Source organism: Pseudomonas sp. LB1P83, from assembly GCF_054897885.1.
This window is the reverse complement of record NZ_CM142709.1, coordinates 6,056,649-6,074,184: the sequence shown is the minus strand read 5'-3', so window position 1 is coordinate 6,074,184 and position 17,536 is coordinate 6,056,649. Positions and strand designations below refer to the sequence as shown.

At 59.9% G+C, this 17,536-nt stretch carries 20 protein-coding genes; 4 read left to right on the top strand and 16 right to left on the bottom strand.

The features are described from left to right. Positions 1 to 32: 32 nt before the first annotated feature. The 5 genes from recG to exbB form a co-directional block, all read right to left on the bottom strand. Positions 33 to 2,108, bottom strand: a complete 2,076-nt coding sequence (gene recG / locus ACYZTY_RS27975) for an ATP-dependent DNA helicase RecG (protein ID WP_461956319.1) — start codon at positions 2,106 to 2,108, stop codon at positions 33 to 35. 9 nt (positions 2,109 to 2,117) lie between these two features. After that, complete coding sequence (locus ACYZTY_RS27970; RefSeq protein ID WP_461956318.1) at positions 2,118 to 3,047, bottom strand: LysR substrate-binding domain-containing protein; 930 nt, start codon at positions 3,045 to 3,047, stop codon at positions 2,118 to 2,120. Between the two features lie 284 nt (positions 3,048 to 3,331). Continuing rightward, on the bottom strand, positions 3,332 to 4,081 hold the full coding sequence (locus ACYZTY_RS27965) for an energy transducer TonB family protein (RefSeq protein WP_461956317.1): 750 nt from the start codon (positions 4,079 to 4,081) through the stop codon (positions 3,332 to 3,334). After that, the gene (gene exbD, locus ACYZTY_RS27960; protein WP_438658587.1) at positions 4,078 to 4,506 is read right to left on the bottom strand and encodes a TonB system transport protein ExbD; all 429 of its coding nucleotides are present in this window, start codon (positions 4,504 to 4,506) and stop codon (positions 4,078 to 4,080) included. Before exbD ends, ACYZTY_RS27965 begins: the two co-directional genes overlap by 4 nt. A gap of 6 nt (positions 4,507 to 4,512) precedes the next feature. After that, positions 4,513 to 5,511: a tonB-system energizer ExbB gene (exbB, locus tag ACYZTY_RS27955; RefSeq protein WP_461956316.1), complete on the bottom strand. Its 999-nt coding sequence runs from the start codon at positions 5,509 to 5,511 to the stop codon at positions 4,513 to 4,515. Positions 5,512 to 5,700: 189 nt separating this feature from the next. Between exbB and ACYZTY_RS27950 the strand changes: the two genes are divergently transcribed. After that, positions 5,701 to 6,558, top strand: coding sequence for an SDR family oxidoreductase (locus tag ACYZTY_RS27950; protein WP_461956315.1), 858 nt, complete (start codon positions 5,701 to 5,703; stop codon positions 6,556 to 6,558). A gap of 76 nt (positions 6,559 to 6,634) precedes the next feature. Here ACYZTY_RS27950 and ACYZTY_RS27945 read toward each other — a convergent pair whose 3' ends face one another. The 6 genes from ACYZTY_RS27945 to ACYZTY_RS27920 all read right to left on the bottom strand — a co-directional run bounded on the left by ACYZTY_RS27945 (position 6,635) and on the right by ACYZTY_RS27920 (position 11,930). Then, positions 6,635 to 7,375, bottom strand: coding sequence for a hypothetical protein (locus ACYZTY_RS27945; protein WP_461956314.1), 741 nt, complete (start codon positions 7,373 to 7,375; stop codon positions 6,635 to 6,637). Between the two features lie 58 nt (positions 7,376 to 7,433). Continuing rightward, positions 7,434 to 7,814 carry a RidA family protein gene (locus ACYZTY_RS27940; protein ID WP_003229509.1) on the bottom strand — a complete coding sequence of 127 codons (381 nt, stop codon included), beginning with the start codon at positions 7,812 to 7,814 and terminating at the stop codon, positions 7,434 to 7,436. 25 nt (positions 7,815 to 7,839) lie between these two features. Next, positions 7,840 to 9,945 (bottom strand): bifunctional GTP diphosphokinase/guanosine-3',5'-bis pyrophosphate 3'-pyrophosphohydrolase, encoded by a 2,106-nt coding sequence (gene spoT / locus ACYZTY_RS27935; RefSeq protein ID WP_403099825.1) that lies wholly within the window; start codon positions 9,943 to 9,945, stop codon positions 7,840 to 7,842. A 57-nt stretch (positions 9,946 to 10,002) separates the two neighbouring features. Beyond that, a complete protein-coding gene (gene rpoZ, locus ACYZTY_RS27930) occupies positions 10,003 to 10,266 on the bottom strand; it encodes a DNA-directed RNA polymerase subunit omega (protein ID WP_007894670.1) in 264 nt (87 codons plus the stop codon). 167 nt (positions 10,267 to 10,433) lie between these two features. Then, positions 10,434 to 11,054: a guanylate kinase gene (gene gmk, locus ACYZTY_RS27925; RefSeq protein ID WP_010465215.1), complete on the bottom strand. Its 621-nt coding sequence runs from the start codon at positions 11,052 to 11,054 to the stop codon at positions 10,434 to 10,436. Positions 11,055 to 11,066: 12 nt separating this feature from the next. Continuing rightward, positions 11,067 to 11,930 carry a YicC/YloC family endoribonuclease gene (locus ACYZTY_RS27920; protein WP_461956313.1) on the bottom strand — a complete coding sequence of 288 codons (864 nt, stop codon included), beginning with the start codon at positions 11,928 to 11,930 and terminating at the stop codon, positions 11,067 to 11,069. 280 nt (positions 11,931 to 12,210) lie between these two features. On the opposite strand from ACYZTY_RS27920, the gene rph reads away from it, so the two are divergent. Both rph and ACYZTY_RS27910 read left to right on the top strand, forming a co-directional pair. Next, the gene (gene rph / locus ACYZTY_RS27915; RefSeq protein WP_010465211.1) at positions 12,211 to 12,933 is read left to right on the top strand and encodes a ribonuclease PH; all 723 of its coding nucleotides are present in this window, start codon (positions 12,211 to 12,213) and stop codon (positions 12,931 to 12,933) included. Positions 12,934 to 12,960: 27 nt separating this feature from the next. Next, on the top strand, positions 12,961 to 13,329 hold the full coding sequence (locus tag ACYZTY_RS27910; protein ID WP_461956312.1) for a DUF4870 domain-containing protein: 369 nt from the start codon (positions 12,961 to 12,963) through the stop codon (positions 13,327 to 13,329). Between the two features lie 171 nt (positions 13,330 to 13,500). Here ACYZTY_RS27910 and ACYZTY_RS27905 read toward each other — a convergent pair whose 3' ends face one another. After that, entirely contained in the window at positions 13,501 to 14,280 is a 780-nt protein-coding gene (locus tag ACYZTY_RS27905; protein ID WP_008030595.1) for an exodeoxyribonuclease III, read from the bottom strand. 82 nt (positions 14,281 to 14,362) lie between these two features. On the opposite strand from ACYZTY_RS27905, the gene pyrE reads away from it, so the two are divergent. Then, positions 14,363 to 15,007, top strand: a complete 645-nt coding sequence (gene pyrE / locus ACYZTY_RS27900) for an orotate phosphoribosyltransferase (RefSeq protein ID WP_461956311.1) — start codon at positions 14,363 to 14,365, stop codon at positions 15,005 to 15,007. Between the two features lie 199 nt (positions 15,008 to 15,206). On the opposite strand, the gene ACYZTY_RS27895 is transcribed toward pyrE, so the two are convergent. The 4 genes from ACYZTY_RS27895 to argB all read right to left on the bottom strand — a co-directional run bounded on the left by ACYZTY_RS27895 (position 15,207) and on the right by argB (position 17,523). Continuing rightward, entirely contained in the window at positions 15,207 to 15,590 is a 384-nt protein-coding gene (locus tag ACYZTY_RS27895; RefSeq protein WP_461956310.1) for a hypothetical protein, read from the bottom strand. Then, positions 15,577 to 16,149, bottom strand: coding sequence for a hypothetical protein (locus tag ACYZTY_RS27890; protein WP_461956309.1), 573 nt, complete (start codon positions 16,147 to 16,149; stop codon positions 15,577 to 15,579). The genes ACYZTY_RS27895 and ACYZTY_RS27890 overlap by 14 nt, the downstream gene beginning before the upstream one ends. Positions 16,150 to 16,167: 18 nt before the next feature. Further along, positions 16,168 to 16,428, bottom strand: a complete 261-nt coding sequence (locus ACYZTY_RS27885) for a hypothetical protein (RefSeq protein ID WP_461956308.1) — start codon at positions 16,426 to 16,428, stop codon at positions 16,168 to 16,170. Between the two features lie 189 nt (positions 16,429 to 16,617). Then, positions 16,618 to 17,523, bottom strand: a complete 906-nt coding sequence (gene argB, locus ACYZTY_RS27880; RefSeq protein ID WP_008007602.1) for an acetylglutamate kinase — start codon at positions 17,521 to 17,523, stop codon at positions 16,618 to 16,620. Between the last annotated feature and the right edge of the window lie 13 nt (positions 17,524 to 17,536).

The window sequence follows — 17,536 nt, the reverse complement described above, 5'->3', positions numbered from 1 at the left end:
TTAAAAGCATCGTCGACAAACTGCGACGGTGCTCACACTTGGCCGTATTGCTGCCCATGGCGCAGCCAGCGGTCTAGCAATGGGCTGACGTGGTCCGGCCAGCGTTCCAGCAAAGCCTGGGCGGCGTCGCGCACGGCGGGCAGCAAGTCGGCGTCGCGCATCAGGTCGGCGACCTTGAATTGCAGCAGGCCGGTCTGGCGCGTGCCGAGCATTTCACCGGGGCCGCGCAGTTCGAGGTCTTTTTCGGCGATGACAAAACCGTCGTTGGTCTCGCGCATGATGCCCAGGCGCTGACGGCCGATCTGCGACAGCGGCGGATGGTAAAGCAGCACGCAGTGGCTGGCGGCGCTGCCTCGACCGACACGCCCGCGCAATTGGTGCAGCTGCGCGAGACCGAGGCGTTCGGGGTTCTCGATGATCATCAGGCTGGCGTTCGGGACGTCGACGCCGACTTCAATCACCGTGGTCGCGACCAGCAGTTGCAGGTTGCCGGCCTTGAATTCGGCCATGACCGCGGCTTTCTCGACGGGCTTCATGCGGCCGTGGATCAGGCCGACCTTCAACTCGCCAAGCGCTGCGGTGAGGTCTTCGTAAGTGGTTTCGGCGGCCTGACAGGTCAGCTCTTCCGATTCTTCAATCAGCGTGCACACCCAATAGGCCTGACGCCCTTCGGCACAGGCGCCGCGTACGCGCTCGATGACTTCGACACGCCGTGTATCGGTAACCAATACAGTGTTCACCGGGGTTCGGCCGGGCGGCAGTTCGTCGAGGATCGAGGTGTCGAGGTCGGCGTAGGCGCTCATGGCCAGCGTCCGCGGAATCGGCGTGGCGGTCATGATCAGCTGGTGCGGACACATCCGTCCGCCGACGCCCTTCTGGCGCAGGGCCAGGCGCTGCTGCACACCGAAGCGGTGCTGTTCGTCGATGATCGCCAGCGCGAGGTTCTTGAACTGCACTTCGTCTTGGAACAGTGCGTGAGTGCCGACCACCATTGGTGCGCCGTTGGCGATCTGCTCCAGCGCGGACACGCGGTTTTTGCCCTTGAGCTTGCCGGCCAGCCACGCGACTTCGATGCCCAGCGGTTCGAGCCAGCGCTTGAAGGTGATGAAGTGCTGTTCGGCGAGGATCTCGGTGGGCGCCATCAACGCGACTTGGTAACCAGCCTCCAGCGCCTGAAGCGCGGCGAGGGCGGCGACCACGGTTTTACCCGCGCCGACGTCGCCCTGGATCAGCCGCAGCATCGGTTCGTGCTGGCTGAGGTCGTAGGCGATTTCGTTGCCGACACGTTGCTGTGCGCCGGTTGGCGTGAAGCCGAGATTGGCCAGGTATTGCGCCGGCAGCTTGGTGGCTTTCGGCATCGCTGGTGCGCGAAGCGAACGCATGCTCTCGCGCAAACGTTGCTGGGACAGTTGATGGGTCAGCAGTTCTTCGAAGGCCAGACGGTGCTGCGCCCAATGATGGCCGAGGGCGAGTTCGTCGACGTCGGCATCGGCGGGCGGGTGATGCAGGTAGCGGATCGCATCGGCCAGCGGCGCGAGTTGATAGTCCCGGGCCAGTTCGGTCGGCAGCCAGTCGGGCAGGCTGGTGGGGCCGAGCATCGTCAGGGTCTGCATGCACAACTGGCGCAAGCGCTGCTGGGTCAGGCCTTCGGTGAGCGGGTAGACCGGGGTCAGGGTTTCATCCACTGGCGGCGGCTCATCACCGGTGATGGCGCGGTATTCCGGGTGGTAGATTTCCAGCCCCGACGCACCGGGCCGCGCTTCGCCGTAGCAGCGAATCCGCGTGCCGCGTTTGAGGCCTTCTTTCTGGGCGTTGCTGAAGTGGTAAAAGCGCAGGCTGAGCCCGCCGGTGCCGTCCTGCAGACGCACAACGAGGCTGCGTCGACGGCCCATGACCACGTCGGCGCCGCTGACGGTGCCTTCGATCACGGCGTCTTGCCCCGGTCGCAAATGGCCGATCGGGACCACGCGAGTGCGGTCCTGATAACGCAGCGGCAGGTGGAACAGCACGTCCTGGAGATTCTCCAGGCCGACCTTGGCCAGTTTCTCGGCCATGGCCTCGCCGACACCCTTGAGTGCCGTCACCGACACTTGCGACAACTCGGTCATGACCGCAACTTACGCCGCAGCCACCGGCGCAGGTGGCTTGGCCACCGAGCACAGGCGAATGGAGTCAGCGAGGATTTCAATTGCCTTCGGCCGCGGGAAGCTTGCGCGCCACGCAATGGCCACGGTGCGGAACGGCACCGGCGGCGACAATGGGCGCACCTCGATGATGCCGGGGGCGTAGTGATGGCTGTCGACTGCTGACAGCGGCAGGATCGAAATGCCGAGGCCGGACGCGACCATGTGGCGGATGGTTTCCAGGGAGCTGGATTCCACGGTGGTGTGCTTGGCGCCGTCATTGCCTTTGGCCAGGGTCGGGCAGGCTTCCAGCACTTGATCGCGGAAGCAGTGGCCTTCGCCGAGCAGCAGCAGGCTCTTGTCGTTGAGCAGGGCGGCGTCGATGGATTCTTTTTGCGTCCACGGGTGCTGGGCCGGCATCAGGACGTAGAACGGCTCGTCGTAGAGCTGCAAGGTCAGGACGTCGGCTTCGTTGAACGGCAGGGCGATGATGATCGCGTCGAGCTCGCCGTTGCGCAGTTTGTCGCGCAGCACGTGGGTGAAGTTTTCTTCGATGTACAACGGCATCTGCGGGGCGACCCGGTGCAGCTGTGGGATCAGGTGCGGAAAAAGGTATGGGCCGACGGTGTAGATCGCGCCGACTTTCAGCGGGGCGGTCAGCTGGTTCTTGCCGGCTTGGGCCAGTTCGCGAATGCCTTGGGCCTGTTCCAGGACTTTCTGTGCCTGGGCAACGATGCCTTCACCGACCGGGGTCAGGCGCACGGCACTCTTGCTGCGCTCGAAAATCAGCACACCGAGTTCGTCTTCAAGCTTTTTCACGCCCACCGACAGGGTCGGCTGGCTGACATGGCAACGCTCGGCCGCGTGGCCGAAATGCTGCTCTTGGGCGAGGGTAACGATGTAGCGTAATTCTGTGAGAGTCATAGCAAGCGTCCATGAAGTTGCGAGCCAAGCATACCGGCTGCAATCGATAGACGCACGTTATCAGACTGAGTGTGCTGAGTGACACTGGGTAATGCCGGTTTGCTGCAGGCAGATATGCAAAAGGCACCTTTTGGTGCCTTTATGCTTGAGCGCAGAGTTTCCTGCTGCAGGAGATCCCTGTAGGAGTGAGCCTGCTCGCGATGAGGCCATTACATTCAACCTCTTCGGTGAATGTGACACCGCTATCGCGAGCAGGCTCACTCCTACAATGATTCGGCGGCGGTCTAGCGGCGGCGTTTTTCCAGGGAGTACAGGAATGGCGCCGTAATTTCGATGGTGCCATTGGTCAGCATGTCGGCCGGCGGCTTGGGCAGCGGTTGGGCGAGGCGGATCATTTCCAGGGTGGCCCGGTCCAGATCGGCGGTGCCTGAGCGGCCCACCAGTTCGTACGACAACACATTCCCTTCGGCATCAACGATGAAGCGCAGACGGTTGGTGCCTTGCTTGCCCCGATTCTGTGCGCTCGCCGGATACTTTTTGTACTTGCCCAAGTGCGCGAGCAGGGTGCCTTCCCAACTGGCTTTGGCAGCCTGTTGCGCTGGCGATGGACCCGGTGCCGGTTGCGCGGATTTCTCCGTCGGTGCCTGGGTCGGTTGCGCGTCGCTAGGCTTCTCCTCGGACGGCTTCTCCTTCGGCGGCTCCGGCTTCTTCTCCACAGGCTTGGGCGGTTGAGGCTTTGGCTTGGGCTTGACCGGTTTCGGCACGACGATCTCGGCCTTCGGCACTTCAGCCAGTTTCGGGATCGGCAGTTCTTCTACCGGGGCCGGTGGTTGTGGCGGCGTTATGACCTTCGGCGGTGCCGGCGGTGGCGGGGCTGGAACCGGTGCCAACTCGACCATCATCGCCTGCGGAGGCAGCTCGATGGGTGGGCGCGCGGTCCAGTTCATCGCCAGCGCAATGGCCAGCGCATGGACGCCCAGCACCACGGCCAGGCTCCCGCTGTAACGCGTCAGCTTATGGCGCGTCGTGATCATTTCTTGACTGCCGTCTCGAGCCCGACCAGACCGACCTTCAGGTAACCGGCGGAGCGCAGGTTGTCCATCACGCTCATCAGGTCGCCGTAATCCACGCCTTTATCGGCCTGGAAGAAGATCGTCGTGTCTTTCTTGCCTTGGGTTTTGGCGTCGAGGGTGGCGCCGAGTGCTTCGGCCTTCACTTCTTCTTCGCCGAGGTACAGGCGCTGGTCAGCCTTGACGCTGAGGAACACCGGTTTCTCCGGACGCGGCGCCGGTTTGGCGCTGGAAGCCGGCAGGTCGACCTTGATGTCCACGGTGGCCAATGGCGCGGCCACCATGAAGATGATCAACAGCACCAGCATCACGTCGATGAACGGCGTGACATTGATCTCGTGGTTCTCGGCCAGATCGTCGTCTGCGCCTTCTTTCAAATGCAAGCCCATGGCTGATTACCCTACTTTGACCATGTGGGGTTGCGCGGAGCGCTCGGTGGTCGGCAGGTGATCGAGGTCACGGCTGACCAGCAGCAGGACTTCGGCCGAGGCATCGGACACTTGCGCTTTGTAACCGGCGATGGAGCGGGCGAAGACGTTGTAGATCACGACCGCAGGAATCGCGGCAACCAGACCCAGCGCGGTAGCCAGCAAGGCTTCGGCGATGCCGGGCGCCACGACGGCGAGGTTGGTGGTCTGGGTTTTGGCGATGCCGATGAAGCTGTTCATGATGCCCCACACGGTGCCGAACAGGCCCACGAACGGCGCGGTTGAACCGATGGTAGCGAGCACGCCGGTGCCGCTGCTCATGTTGCGACCGCACGCAGCCACCAGACGCTCAAGACGGAAGGCAACACGTTCCTTGATGCCTTCTTTCTCACGGCTGTTGACCGACAAACGCATCTCTTCAAGAGCGTCATGCACCAGCAGGTTGGCGAGGGTGCCTTGCTTGGTCGCGGTCACGCTGGCTTCTTTAAGGGTGGTGGCTTTTTTCAGGTGGACGATTTCGCTGCGCAGACGACGCTTGGCGCCCATCAGTTCGAAGCCCTTGGCGATCCAGATGGTCCAGGTGATGATCGAAGCGATGGCCAGGCCGATCATCACGATTTTCACGATAATATCGGCGTTCTTGTACATGCCCCATGGTGACAGGTCGTGGGCCATGCCCAGCGAGTTGTCCTCTTCTTGCGGCTCGTTCATCTTCTTCGCCGCTTCACCGAACTCGGCTAATGCTTTTTGTACTTCTGGAGGCAGAGACGAAGTATCGACACTGCCATCAGGATTTCTTGGTACGTCAGCTGTTGCCTGAGTCGAAACCTCATGGGCGGCAGGTGACGTGGCTTGATCGGCGAAAGCGGCGGTCGGCGCCAGCATCAGGGTGAGCAGCAGGGCGGCCACTGCGCTCCAGGCGCGAGGTCGTTTGGTTGGCGAAGCGGGGAATTGATTGCGTGTCATGCTGGCCGGACCTGAGAGAAAAATAGGGTAAATGTTCTTCCAGGCCTCGTAAGGCCGAGAACAAAAGTGGCGTGCATTATTGCAAGTAATTCTTGTTAACAGAAGTAATAGAGTATCTTTTTTTCCTTCATTGCTAGCCGCTCGTCCTGTGCCGGCGCTAGTCTGTGCCTTTCTGATGGGAGTTTTCTGATGTCTGCGCCTTCTGTTTTGATCGCCGGTTGTGGTGATGTCGGCAGTCGTCTGGCCACGCAATTGGTGTCTTGCGGCTGGGAGGTCCATGGCCTGCGGCGTGATGTTTCACGCCTGCCCGAGGGGGTCATTGGCGTTGCCGGTGACTTGTTCAACGAAGACTGCCCGCCGACCTGGCCGGTCGGTGCGGTGGATTACCTGGTGTATTGCGCGGCCGCCACCGATCACGATGAAGCCGGTTACCGCGCTGCCTATGTCCAGGGTTTGAAGCATGTGCTGGAGTGGCTGGACGACTACGGTCAGGTGCCCGAGCGTCTGCTGTTTGTTTCCAGCAGCAGCGTCTATGGCCAGCAGAATGGCGAGTGGGTCGACGAGACTTCGCCGACCATTGCAGAAGGCTATTCGGGTCGATTGATGCTTGAGGCGGAGCAAGTGGCACTGCAAAGCGGCATCCCGGCGAGCATCGTGCGCTTGACCGGCATTTACGGCCCGGGCCGCGAATGGCTGCTGACTCAGGTTCGTCGCGGTTATCGCGTGGCCGTTGACCCGCCGCTGTATGGCAACCGCATTCACGCCGACGACGCGGCGGGGCTTTTGGCATACCTGCTTGAAGCGGATCGACGCGGGGTGGCGCTGGATGACGTCTACATCGGCGTCGACGACGCGCCTGCGCCGCTGGCCGAAGTGGTGGGCTGGTTGCGTGAGTATCTGGGCGTGACTGAATGGGCTGAAGACGCGAGCGTACGACGCACCGGCAGCAAGCAGTGCAGCAATGCTCGGGCGAAGGCCTTGGGCTGGGCGCCAAAGTACCCAACCTATCGCGAAGGCTACGCCGCCATTCTCGAAGGCCGCTGCTGATTTCCTGTCCCCACATACAACTGTAGGAGCCGGCTTGCTGCGGGCTCCTACATTGGTTTTGCGTGGGGCTTGCGGGTCACTGCTTTTCCAGCAACCACTTGCGATCACCCGGCGTGAACTGAGGCATTTCATCCGCCTGCGCCGTGTTCACCGCCTGCACAATCTCCAGTTCCTTGCCCTTGCGTGCAAAAATCCAGGTATTGCCCTGGCCGTTCACTTGCAGCCACATATTGTCATTGCCACCGCTCATCGACGCGCAATCGCCCGCGAGGCACAGGGCATAGCGATCGGCTCCCGGGAGGCCGGCAACCTGGCCATCGGCCTGGAATTGCACGGAATTGCCTTCGCCCGGGCCGCTGACGATTTTCCAGCTGCCGCCCATGTAGGCGGTGTACAGCGCGCGTTCGAAGCTCGCGCCAATCGGTGCGCCATCCGGCACTGGAATCAGCGCACGGTCAAAGACCTGGTCCGGCTCGTTTTCGCTGGCGGCCTGGCTCAGTTGCTTGCCGTCACGCTTCAGTTCGCTGGCGGAGCTGCCATAAAAGTCGACTTTCCAGGCGCCGGACTCTTCGCCCAGCAGCTTGCCTTCGACATTTTCAAAACCGTTGGTGTAGCGGGCCTGAGCGGCCTTGGTGTTGACGTCCCATTCCAGGTTCGGGCCATAAGCCTGGAGCGCTTCACGCAGGGGGCCGCCTTTGGACGCAGCGTCGATCGCCACCTGATTGATCCAGATGCCGCTGATGTCACGGTCGGCAGGGTTGCTGGCACAACCGCCCAAGAGTAGGGCGACCAGCGAGAGAGCTAGCGCTTGGCGCATGGTGGAATCCTTTCAGAAACGAAGTCGACGCAACCTTGAAAAGGCTGCGCCGGATGTATTACTCGATAACCAGAATGGCATCCATTTCAACCTGCGAACCCTTTGGCAGGGCGGCTACGCCGATGGCGGCGCGGGCAGGGTATGGCTGGTCAAAGTACTTGCCCATGATCTCGTTGACCTTGGCGAAGTGGCTCAGGTCGGTGAGGAAGATGTTCAGTTTGACGATGTCCTTGAACGAACCACCGGCAGCTTCGGCTACGGCTTTGAGGTTCTCGAACACCTGGACGGTCTGGGCTTCGAAGCCTTCAACCAGTTCCATGGTTTTTGGGTCCAGAGGAATTTGACCCGACATGTAAACGGTGTTGCCAGCCTTGATCGCCTGGGAGTAAGTACCGATGGCGGCTGGGGCCTTATCGCTGGTGATAACAGTCTTGGTCATGAATGACTCCTTGTAATAGGTTGGCTTAGGCGCGCATGCGGGTGATGCGGATCACCCCGGTCAGTGCGCGCAGTTTCTTGATCACGCGAGCCAGATGCACGCGGTCGTGCACGCTGACCACCAGTTGGACCACGCTGATGCGACCATCGCGTTCGTCCATGCTGATTTTCTCGATATTGCCGTCGGCCGCGTTGACGCTGCTGGCCAGCAGGGCGATCAGGCCGCGCTGGTGTTCCAGCTCGACGCGCAGCTCGACGTTGAATTCGCCGGTGACATCCTTGGCCCACGAGAGCTGGATGCATTTTTCCGGGTTGTGACGGATTTCGCTGATGTTGCGGCAGTTGTCCAGGTGCACAACCATGCCTTTACCGGCGGACAAGTGACCGACAATCGGATCGCCCGGGATCGGTGTGCAGCACTTGGCGTAACTGAGCACCAGGCCTTCGGTGCCGCGAATTGCCAGCGGGCCTTCCGGACTTGGCAGCTGTTCGCCTTCACCGAGCAGGCGGCGCGCGACCACATAGGCCATGCGATTGCCCAGGCCGATGTCTTCCAGCAAGTCTTCGATCAGTTCGAGACGGTATTCGGCGAGCATCGCCTTGACGCGGTCGGCCGCTACTTTTTCCAGCGAGCTGTCGAAACCATTGAGCACTTTATTCAGCAAGCGCTCGCCGAGGCTGATGGATTCGGAACGGCGCTGCAGTTTCAGCGCATGGCGGATGTGGGTCCGCGCCTTGCCAGTGACCACGAAGTTGAGCCACGCCGGGTTTGGCCGCGCGCCGGGAGCGCTGACGATCTCGACCGTGGAGCCGCTTTGCAGCGGTTCGGACAGCGGTGCGAGACGACGATTGATCCGGCATGCAATGCAGCTGTTGCCCACATCAGTGTGAACCGCGTAAGCGAAGTCGACCGCCGTGGAGCCCTTGGGCAGCTCCATGATCCGGCCTTTGGGCGTGAACACGTAGACCTCGTCCGGGAACAGGTCGATCTTCACGCTCTCGATGAATTCCAGCGAGTTGCCGGCCCTTTGCTGCATCTCCAGCACGCCTTTGACCCACTGCCGGGCGCGGGCGTGAGTGCCTTTTGGCTGCTCGTCACCGCTGGATTTGTACAGCCAATGGGCGGCGATGCCGTTGTTGGCCATCTCTTCCATTTCACGGGTGCGGATCTGGATCTCGATCGGAACACCGTGCATGCCGAACAGCGTGGTATGCAGCGATTGGTAGCCGTTGGCCTTGGGGATCGCGATGTAATCCTTGAAGCGCCCCGGCAACGGTTTGTACAAATTATGCACAGCACCCAGCACGCGGTAGCAGGTATCGACCTTGTCGACGATGATCCGGAACGCGTAGACGTCCATGATCTCGTTGAAGGCCCGACGCTTGCCGCGCATTTTCTTATAAATGCCGTAGAGGTGTTTCTGGCGACCGCTGACCTCGCCCTGAATGCCATCGATGGCCAGGCAGTGGCTGAGGGATTCTTCGATCTTGTTGACGATTTCCTTGCGGTTGCCCCGGGCGCGTTTGACCGCCTGGTTGATCCGCGCGGAACGCATCGGGTGCATCGCCTTGAAGCCGAGGTCTTCGAATTCTATGCGGATGGCGTGCATGCCCAGCCGGTTGGCGATGGGCGCATAGATTTCCAGGGTTTCCTTGGCGATCCGTCGACGTTTTTCGCCGGACAGGACTTCCAGCGTGCGCATGTTGTGCAGGCGGTCGGCCAGTTTGACCAGGATCACGCGAATGTCGCGCGCCATGGCCATGGCCATTTTCTGGAAGTTTTCGGCTTGGGCTTCGGCTTTGGTCTCGAAGTTCATCTGGGTCAGTTTGCTGACCCCGTCGACCAGTTCGGCCACGGTTTCGCCGAACTGCGCTTGCAGCGCTTCCTTGGCAATACCGGTGTCTTCGATCACGTCATGCAGCATCGCAGCCATCAAACTCTGATGGTCCATGTGCATGTCGGCAAGAATATTCGCCACCGCAAGAGGATGCGTGACGTACGCCTCACCGCTACGGCGGCGTTGGCCGTCGTGGGCTTGTTCGGCGTAGAAATACGCTCGGCGGACCAGGTTGACCTGGTCCTTGCCGAGGTAGGTCGATAAGCGATCGGCGAGGGCGTCTATGCTCGGCATGATAACTCCTGCCGTTCGCTGTGACCCCGCGCCGTGCTACGTCGACCAGGCATAGGCTTAGACGGCCTCGTTGGACTCGTCCTCGAACGCTGCGAACAGCGGTTCGTCTTCGACGATTTCAGCATTGGCGATGAACTCGTAGCTCATCAGGCCTTCAGCGATTTCACGCAAGGCTACAACGGTAGGCTTGTCGTTTTCCCACTGAACCAGTGGCTCTTTGCCGCCGGTGGCCAGTTGACGGGCACGCTTGGTGGACAGCATGACCAGTTCAAAACGGTTTTCCACGTGGTTCAGGCAGTCTTCAACGGTTACGCGGGCCATGGTATTCCTCGGAGCGAATGCAATATGCGCGCTGCCCGGGTGGGCGAGCGGACTGAACAGTTTAAAAAATCACCAGCGATTAGGGAAGCGCTGATTTTTTGACCAAGCCCTTCAACGCGCTGCAAGTGCCAATGTAAAGCCCTTGCAACGGTTTTGGGAAGTGCTGATTAGCCGAGCAATTCAGCCAAAAGTTTTCCGTTACGCTGCTGCTGACGCTTCTGATGCAGCTGATTGGCACGGAAAATCGCCTGCAAATCCTTCAGGGCGTGGGCGAAATCGTCGTTGATGATCAGGTAGTCGTAGTCGACGTAGTGGCTCATTTCGCTGACGGCTTCTCGCATCCGGCCTTCAATGACTTCGTCGCTGTCCTGACCACGATTGTTCAGGCGCTGATGCAAGGCTTGCAGGGACGGCGGCAGAATGAAGATCGAGCGGGCCTGGGGCATCAACTTGCGTACTTGCTCGGCACCCTGCCAGTCGATTTCCAGAATCAGGTCGTGTCCTTCGTCCAGGGTTTGCTGCAGGTGGCTTTGCGAGGTGCCGTAGAGGTTGCCGAACACTTCGGCGCGCTCGAGGAAATCCCCGTGCTCGATCATCTTCACGAACTCGCCGCGTTCGACGAAGTGATAGTTCACGCCGTTCACTTCACCGGGACGCATGGCGCGGGTGGTGTGGGAGACCGAGACACGGATCTCCTGATCAGCGTCGGTCAGGGCCTTGACCAAGCTGCTCTTGCCCGCGCCCGAAGGGGCGGAAATGATGTACAGGGTGCCGGTACTGTGGGTCATGTCGGGTTTGCCTTACTCAATATTCTGCACTTGTTCGCGCATCTGCTCGATCAACACTTTGAGGTTGACCGCCGCCTGGGTGCTGCGCGGGTCGAAGGCTTTGGAGCCCAATGTGTTGGCTTCGCGGTTGAGTTCCTGCATCAGGAAGTCCAGGCGCCGACCGGCAGCGCCGCCGGATTTGAGCACCCGGCGAACTTCAATGATGTGAGTGCTCAGGCGATCCAGTTCTTCGGCGACGTCGCTCTTTTGAGCGAGCATGACCATTTCCTGTTCCAGGCGCTGCGGATCCATCTCGGCTTTCATGTCGGCAAAGCGGTCGAGGACTTTCTGGCGCTGAGTGGCCAGCATCTGCGGGACCAGCTCACGCAGGGTCACCACGTCTTTTTCAATGGAGGTCAGGCGATCGTTGATCAACCGGGCCAGCTCCGCGCCTTCGCGCTCGCGGCCGGCCTTGAGTTCTTTCAGGCCTTCATTGAACAGCGCCAGTGCTTCGGCATTCAAGGCTTGCGGGTCGGTGGCGTCGCCGACCAGAACACCGGGCCAGGCCAACACTTCCAGCGGGTTCAGCGCCGCCGGATTCTTGATCAGGCTGGCGATGGTCTCGGCAGCCGCAACCAATTGCGCGGCGCGCTCACGATCCACTTGCAAAGGTTTGTCAGTGTTTTCTTCGGTGAAGCGCAGGGTGCACTCGAGCTTGCCACGGGAGATGCCCTGACGCAGTGCTTCGCGAACCGCGCCTTCGAGGTCGCGAAACGACTCCGGCAGGCGCAGATGGGGTTCCAGGTAGCGGCTGTTGACCGAGCGCAATTCCCAGCTCAGGGTGCCTTGGGCGCCGGCTTTTTCAACGCGGGCGAAGGCGGTCATGCTGTGCACCATGGAGGTACCTCGCAATTCAGGTTTGCGTTACCAAAGGTTTCGCGAGACCCGATATCTGTGAATTAAAGCCGACAGGCAGCAAAGGCGCAGGATTGTAGCGCAGTGGGGCGGATGCGCCCAAACACACGGTGTGACAAAGGGCTGCAGGCCGTCGGTAAAGCGCTGTTCTAAGCTCTAGTCAGCGCCTTCAATCGTCGGGTGGATTTTTTAGAAGTGCCCAGTCTTGGCGCGCGGCTCTATAATGCTCGGCAGTTTTCCGTCCCCCGTACAGGTATTCCCTATGAAACGTCCAAGTGGTCGCGCTGCCGATCAGCTCCGCTCGATCCGCATTACCCGCAACTACACCAAACACGCCGAGGGATCTGTACTGGTCGAGTTCGGTGATACCAAAGTCATCTGCACCGTCAGCGTCGAGAACGGCGTGCCGCGTTTCCTGAAAGGTCAGGGCCAAGGCTGGTTGACCGCCGAATACGGCATGCTGCCGCGCGCCACTGGCGAGCGTAACCAGCGTGAAGCGAGCCGCGGCAAACAAGGCGGTCGCACCCTGGAGATCCAGCGTCTGATCGGTCGTTCCCTGCGTGCTTCGCTGGACATGTCCAAGCTGGGCGACGTCACCCTCTACGTCGACTGCGACGTGATCCAGGCTGACGGTGGCACCCGCACCGCGTCCATCACCGGCGCCATGGTTGCACTGGTCGATGCCTTGAAAGTGATCAAGAAGCGCGGCGGCCTGAAAGGCGGCGACCCGCTCAAGCAAATGATCGCTGCCGTTTCGGTGGGCATGTATCAGGGCGAGCCTGTGCTTGACCTCGACTACCTGGAAGATTCGGCTGCCGAGACCGACCTGAACGTGGTGATGACCAGCACTGGCGGCTTCATCGAAGTTCAGGGCACTGCCGAAGGCGCCCCGTTCCAGCCGGAAGAGCTGAACGCTATGCTGGAACTGGCGAAGAAAGGCATGACCGAGATCTTCGAACTGCAAAAGGCCGCACTGGCCGACTGATCGGATGTTCCACGCAAGGAGGACACCATGAGTGACGAGCAGCAGCTACTTCCCATCCCGAGCAAAGAAGTTCGGCAGTGGGCAATGTTTTGTCACTTGTCCGCCTTGCTGGGGATCTGGATTCCGTTCGGTACGCTGATCGGCCCGCTGATCCTCTGGCAGATGAAGCGCGAGATGGACCCGTTTGTCGATGCTCAGGGCAAGGAGGCGCTGAACTTTCAAATCACCGTCGCCATTGCCTCTGCCATCTGCTTCTTGCTGATGGTGGTGATTATCGGGTTCTTCATGTTCGGTCTGGTGGCGATTGGTGCGTTGGTGCTGACAATCATTGCTGGCGTCAAAGCCAATGAAGGGGTGCCGTATCGGTATCCGTTCACGTGGCGGTTGATCAAGTAGGCGACACCGCCCTGTAGGAGCGAGGCTTGCCCGCGAAGAGGCCGTCACATCCGGCATAAATGTCGACTGTTAAATCGCTTTCGCGGGCAAGCCTCGCTCCTACAGGGTCGAGTCATTGCGCACAAAAAAGCCGACAACGATGTCGGCTTTTTTGTGTCTGCGAAACGACGCTTAGATGGTCAGCGTCCAGTCGTAGTCCACGATCAGCGGTGCATGCTGCGAGAACCGTGGCTGACGTGGCAGGCGTGCGCTGCGTACAAAGCGGCGCAGGCCCGGGGTCAGTATCTGGTAATCGAAGCGCCAGCCCAGGTTGAGCATTTCCGCCTGTTCGTTGTCCGGCCACCAGCTGTACTGGTCGCCTTCGCGGCTGACTTCACGCAGGGCGTCTACATAGCCCATGTTGCCGACAATCTCGTCCATCCAGGCACGTTCAGGTGCCAGGAAGCCCGGGGATTGCTGGCTGTCGCGCCAGTTCTTGATATCCAGCTTCTGTTGCGCCACGTACAGCGAGCCACAATAAATGTACTCGCGACGTTTGCGTCGCTGTTTATCCAGATAACGGGCGAAGTCGTCCATTAGCTTGAACTTCTGGTTCAAGTCTTCATCGCCGTTCTGCCCCGAAGGGAGCAGCAAGGTCGCGATGCTGACCTTGTCGAAATCGGCTTGCAGGTAGCGCCCGTAGCGGTCGGCCGTCTCGAAGCCGAGACCGCTGATGACTGCCTTCGGTTGCAACCGCGAATACAAAGCCACGCCACCCTGGGCGGGAACTTCGGCTTCGCAGGCATAAAGGAAGTAGCCATCCAGTTGGAAGGCTGGATCGTCCAGTTCAAAGGCGGAGGCGCGGGTGTCCTGCAGGCAGATGACGTCGGCATTCTGTGCTTGCAGCCAACTGAGCAAACCTCGCTCCACTGCAGCCTGAATACCATTGACGTTCACACTGATGATCCGCATAAATGGCCCCAAAAATCGCGTGCGTGTATGATACACGGCGTCAACCTAATTAGCTAAATCCGTGGTATTTGGGGTTTTTTTCATGCAAACGTATCAGCGCGATTTCATTCGTTTTGCCATTGATCGCGGCGTTTTGCGCTTCGGCGAGTTCACCCTGAAGTCCGGGCGCACCAGTCCTTACTTCTTCAATGCCGGGCTGTTCAACTCGGGTTCGGCCCTTGCGCAGTTGGGTCGTTTCTACGCGGCAGCCATCGTCGAGAGCGGCATTTCGTTCGACGTATTGTTTGGCCCTGCCTACAAAGGCATCCCGTTGGCGGCGACCACCGCTGTGGCCCTGGCCGAACATCACGACCGCGATCTGCCATGGTGCTTCAACCGCAAAGAGGCCAAGGCCCACGGCGAAGGCGGAAGTCTGGTCGGCGCACCGTTGACCGGCGAAGTGCTGATCATCGACGACGTGATCACCGCCGGCACCGCCATCCGCGAGGTGATGCAGATCATCGCTTCCCAGGACGGCGCCAAGGCTGCGGGCGTTTTGATCGCTTTGAACCGTCAGGAGCGTGGCAACGGCGAGTTGTCGGCGATCCAGGAAGTGGAGCGTGATTTTGGTATCCCGGTGATCAGCATTGTTTCGCTGAACCAGGTACTGGAATTCCTCGCGGATGACCCGCAGCTCAAACAGCATTTGCCAGCGGTTGAAGCCTACCGCGCACAATTCGGCGTCTGACCATAATCCCTTGTGGTTGCGTGTTTGTGTGGCGAGGGAGCTTGCTCCCGCTGGGCTGCGTAGCAGACCCAAGGATTTTGTGAGTGCTGCGCACTCAAGCGGGAGCAAGCTCCCTCGCCACAGAAGGTGGATTGTCACAGGGATCGAACGCAAAAAAGACCCCGCTCAGCCAGTCTGAGCGGGGTCTTTTTTTGTGGCATCAGTGCAGCCTTCGCCATTTACCGATCAGTTTTAGTGCCAATCCCAAGTTGAACAACGCAAACACCAGCAGCGCCAGGACGACTAACACGTAAAGCGTTCGATCCACGTCAAAATCCCACAGATCCAGTGTGCTGCTGCTCATGACTCGGACGGCGGCCGGTAGATTGACGTAGAACAGCGCCATGAAAGCGCTGGTCATGGGCAGCGCGCAGACGAGCAAGACATTGATCACCTTTGCCCTGCCGCGTTTCCTGGCCTGCGGGCCTGATTGGCTTTCATCCAGCCCCAACGCTTCATGCAACTTCGGCCAAGCCAGGTTGAACATGAAGGTGGTCAGGGTCAGCAGCAAGCCACTGACCGCGACGATGTCACTGAACGGCATTCAGGCCGAGTGTCTGGCACAACAGCGCGTGGGAATCTTCGCTGATCTCGAATTGCCCGGCACTGCCTTTGCGTTTGATGATGGGTTTGAAGGTCGGCTCGTTCTGTGTGATCAGCATGTTCAGTTCATCGCGGATGACATCCGAACTGATCACTACCAGATACACGGTCTGAGCATGTTCCGCAGACTCGATCACGGCGCGCATGCTGTGTCGCAAGATCTCGTCCAGTTGGTTGCGAAAGCGTGAGACCGTGTTTTTCAGCAGGGTTTTGCTTTGGCTTTGGGTCAGCTGGAAGATCGTCGATATTTGCGATTCAGTCGGCAACGTCTGCCCGAAGTAGCTTTGAATCAGATACAGCAAGCGATCCTGCTTGGCCTCATCCGCTCTGCTGGGCATGCCTCCTTCGACCAGCATTTTCAAGTATTCGGTCAGACTTGCCTTGGCTATTCGCTGCAGGGCGTGAGCGATTTCGTTGTCGGAAATCCTCAAAGTCTTTTTGACCGGTTCCTTTTGCTCCTGCTCGAAAGCCTGGGCATCGATCGTGAACGAGATCTGCATGGCTCAGTGCCTCCGGCGCTATTTTTTTCTGGCAGGGCTGGAGGTTTCGACCTGTTTGATCCCGGCGGGCTTGACGGCTTTTTCCGGATAGGGATCAATCACGGCGTCGCCCTGGCCGGTCAGCACCTTCCAGCCTTTGCGCGTATGAGTGTCTTTTTTGAAATAGGGGCAGGGCGGGATCGAGGTTTTTGCCTGATTCGAATACGGATGTCCGCAGTCCACGCATTCAAAGGTGCCTGCTGCAACATCGCTGCCATATGGAACGTAATCTTTTTGCATGGGGTGTTCTCCTGTGGATACAGGGAAGATCCTATGCGGACTATTGGTGGCGGGATGTCGGACGTTTCGCTGAGTCAGGTCGGACGTTTCCGGCGCGCATAAAAAAGATCGCGGACTTCGTCAGCTCCTACAGAATATTCGTACATCCGTAGGTGCCGACGAAGGCTGCGATCTTTTGACGTGCTTGAATCAGTGACGCTTGCGATTGCTGATCAAAGTACCCACACCGGTATCGGTGAAGATTTCCAGCAGAATTGCATTCGGAACCCGACCATCGATGATCAACGAGCTGCCGACGCCGCCCTGAACCGCTTCCAGCGCGCAACGGATCTTCGGCAGCATGCCGCCGTAGATCGTGCCGTCAGCGATCAGGTCGTCGACTTGCTGGGTGGTCAGGCCCGTGAGGACGGTGCCCGACTTGTCCATCAGGCCGGCGATGTTGGTCAGCAACATCAGCTTTTCAGCTTTCAGTGCTTCGGCGACTTTGCCGGCCACCAGGTCAGCGTTGATGTTGTACGACTCGCCGTTGGCGCCAACGCCGATTGGCGCGATCACCGGAATGAAATCACCTTTGACCAGCAGGTTCAGCAGGTCGGTGTTGATGCCGACCACTTCGCCCACCTGGCCGATGTCGATGATTTCCGGTTGAGTCATCTCCGGCGTCTGACGGGTTACGGTGAGTTTCTTCGCACGAATCAGCTCGGCGTCTTTACCGGTCAGGCCGATGGCGCTGCCGCCATGACGGTTGATCAGGTTGACGATGTCCTTGTTGACCTGGCCGCCGAGGACCATTTCCACGACGTCCATGGTTTGCGCGTCAGTCACGCGCATGCCATCGATGAAGTGGCTTTCGATCGACAGACGCTTGAGCAGGTCGCCGATTTGCGGGCCGCCGCCGTGAACCACCACCGGGTTAATGCCGACAGCTTTCATCAGCACGATGTCGCGGGCGAAGCCGGTTTTCAGCTCCTCGCTTTCCATCGCGTTGCCGCCGTATTTAATCACCAGCGTCTTGCCGACATAGCGGCGGATGTAAGGCAACGCTTCGGAAAGGACCTTGGCGGTGTTGGCGGCGGCTTCGCGTTCGAGGGTCATTCAGGGCTCCGGG

Bases quoted from the DNA above. Each gene is read 5' to 3' on its own strand.
- spoT (WP_403099825.1), bottom strand. From the start codon at position 9,945: ATGCCGAGCATAGACGCCCTCGCCGATCGCTTATCGACCTACCTCGGC.
- ACYZTY_RS27945 (WP_461956314.1), bottom strand. From the start codon at position 7,375: ATGCGCCAAGCGCTAGCTCTCTCGCTGGTCGCCCTACTCTTGGGCGGT.
- exbD (WP_438658587.1), bottom strand. From the start codon at position 4,506: ATGGGCTTGCATTTGAAAGAAGGCGCAGACGACGATCTGGCCGAGAAC.
- rpoZ (WP_007894670.1), bottom strand. From the start codon at position 10,266: ATGGCCCGCGTAACCGTTGAAGACTGCCTGAACCACGTGGAAAACCGT.
- gmk (WP_010465215.1), bottom strand. From the start codon at position 11,054: ATGACCCACAGTACCGGCACCCTGTACATCATTTCCGCCCCTTCGGGC.
- ACYZTY_RS27920 (WP_461956313.1), bottom strand. From the start codon at position 11,930: ATGGTGCACAGCATGACCGCCTTCGCCCGCGTTGAAAAAGCCGGCGCC.
- pyrE (WP_461956311.1), top strand. From the start codon at position 14,363: ATGCAAACGTATCAGCGCGATTTCATTCGTTTTGCCATTGATCGCGGC.
- ACYZTY_RS27940 (WP_003229509.1), bottom strand. From the start codon at position 7,814: ATGACCAAGACTGTTATCACCAGCGATAAGGCCCCAGCCGCCATCGGT.
- recG (WP_461956319.1), bottom strand. From the start codon at position 2,108: ATGACCGAGTTGTCGCAAGTGTCGGTGACGGCACTCAAGGGTGTCGGC.
- argB (WP_008007602.1), bottom strand. From the start codon at position 17,523: ATGACCCTCGAACGCGAAGCCGCCGCCAACACCGCCAAGGTCCTTTCC.
- rph (WP_010465211.1), top strand. From the start codon at position 12,211: ATGAAACGTCCAAGTGGTCGCGCTGCCGATCAGCTCCGCTCGATCCGC.
- ACYZTY_RS27890 (WP_461956309.1), bottom strand. From the start codon at position 16,149: ATGCAGATCTCGTTCACGATCGATGCCCAGGCTTTCGAGCAGGAGCAA.
- ACYZTY_RS27970 (WP_461956318.1), bottom strand. From the start codon at position 3,047: ATGACTCTCACAGAATTACGCTACATCGTTACCCTCGCCCAAGAGCAG.
- ACYZTY_RS27895 (WP_461956310.1), bottom strand. From the start codon at position 15,590: ATGCCGTTCAGTGACATCGTCGCGGTCAGTGGCTTGCTGCTGACCCTG.
- ACYZTY_RS27950 (WP_461956315.1), top strand. From the start codon at position 5,701: ATGTCTGCGCCTTCTGTTTTGATCGCCGGTTGTGGTGATGTCGGCAGT.
- ACYZTY_RS27885 (WP_461956308.1), bottom strand. From the start codon at position 16,428: ATGCAAAAAGATTACGTTCCATATGGCAGCGATGTTGCAGCAGGCACC.
- ACYZTY_RS27965 (WP_461956317.1), bottom strand. From the start codon at position 4,081: ATGATCACGACGCGCCATAAGCTGACGCGTTACAGCGGGAGCCTGGCC.
- ACYZTY_RS27905 (WP_008030595.1), bottom strand. From the start codon at position 14,280: ATGCGGATCATCAGTGTGAACGTCAATGGTATTCAGGCTGCAGTGGAG.
- ACYZTY_RS27910 (WP_461956312.1), top strand. From the start codon at position 12,961: ATGAGTGACGAGCAGCAGCTACTTCCCATCCCGAGCAAAGAAGTTCGG.
- exbB (WP_461956316.1), bottom strand. From the start codon at position 5,511: ATGACACGCAATCAATTCCCCGCTTCGCCAACCAAACGACCTCGCGCC.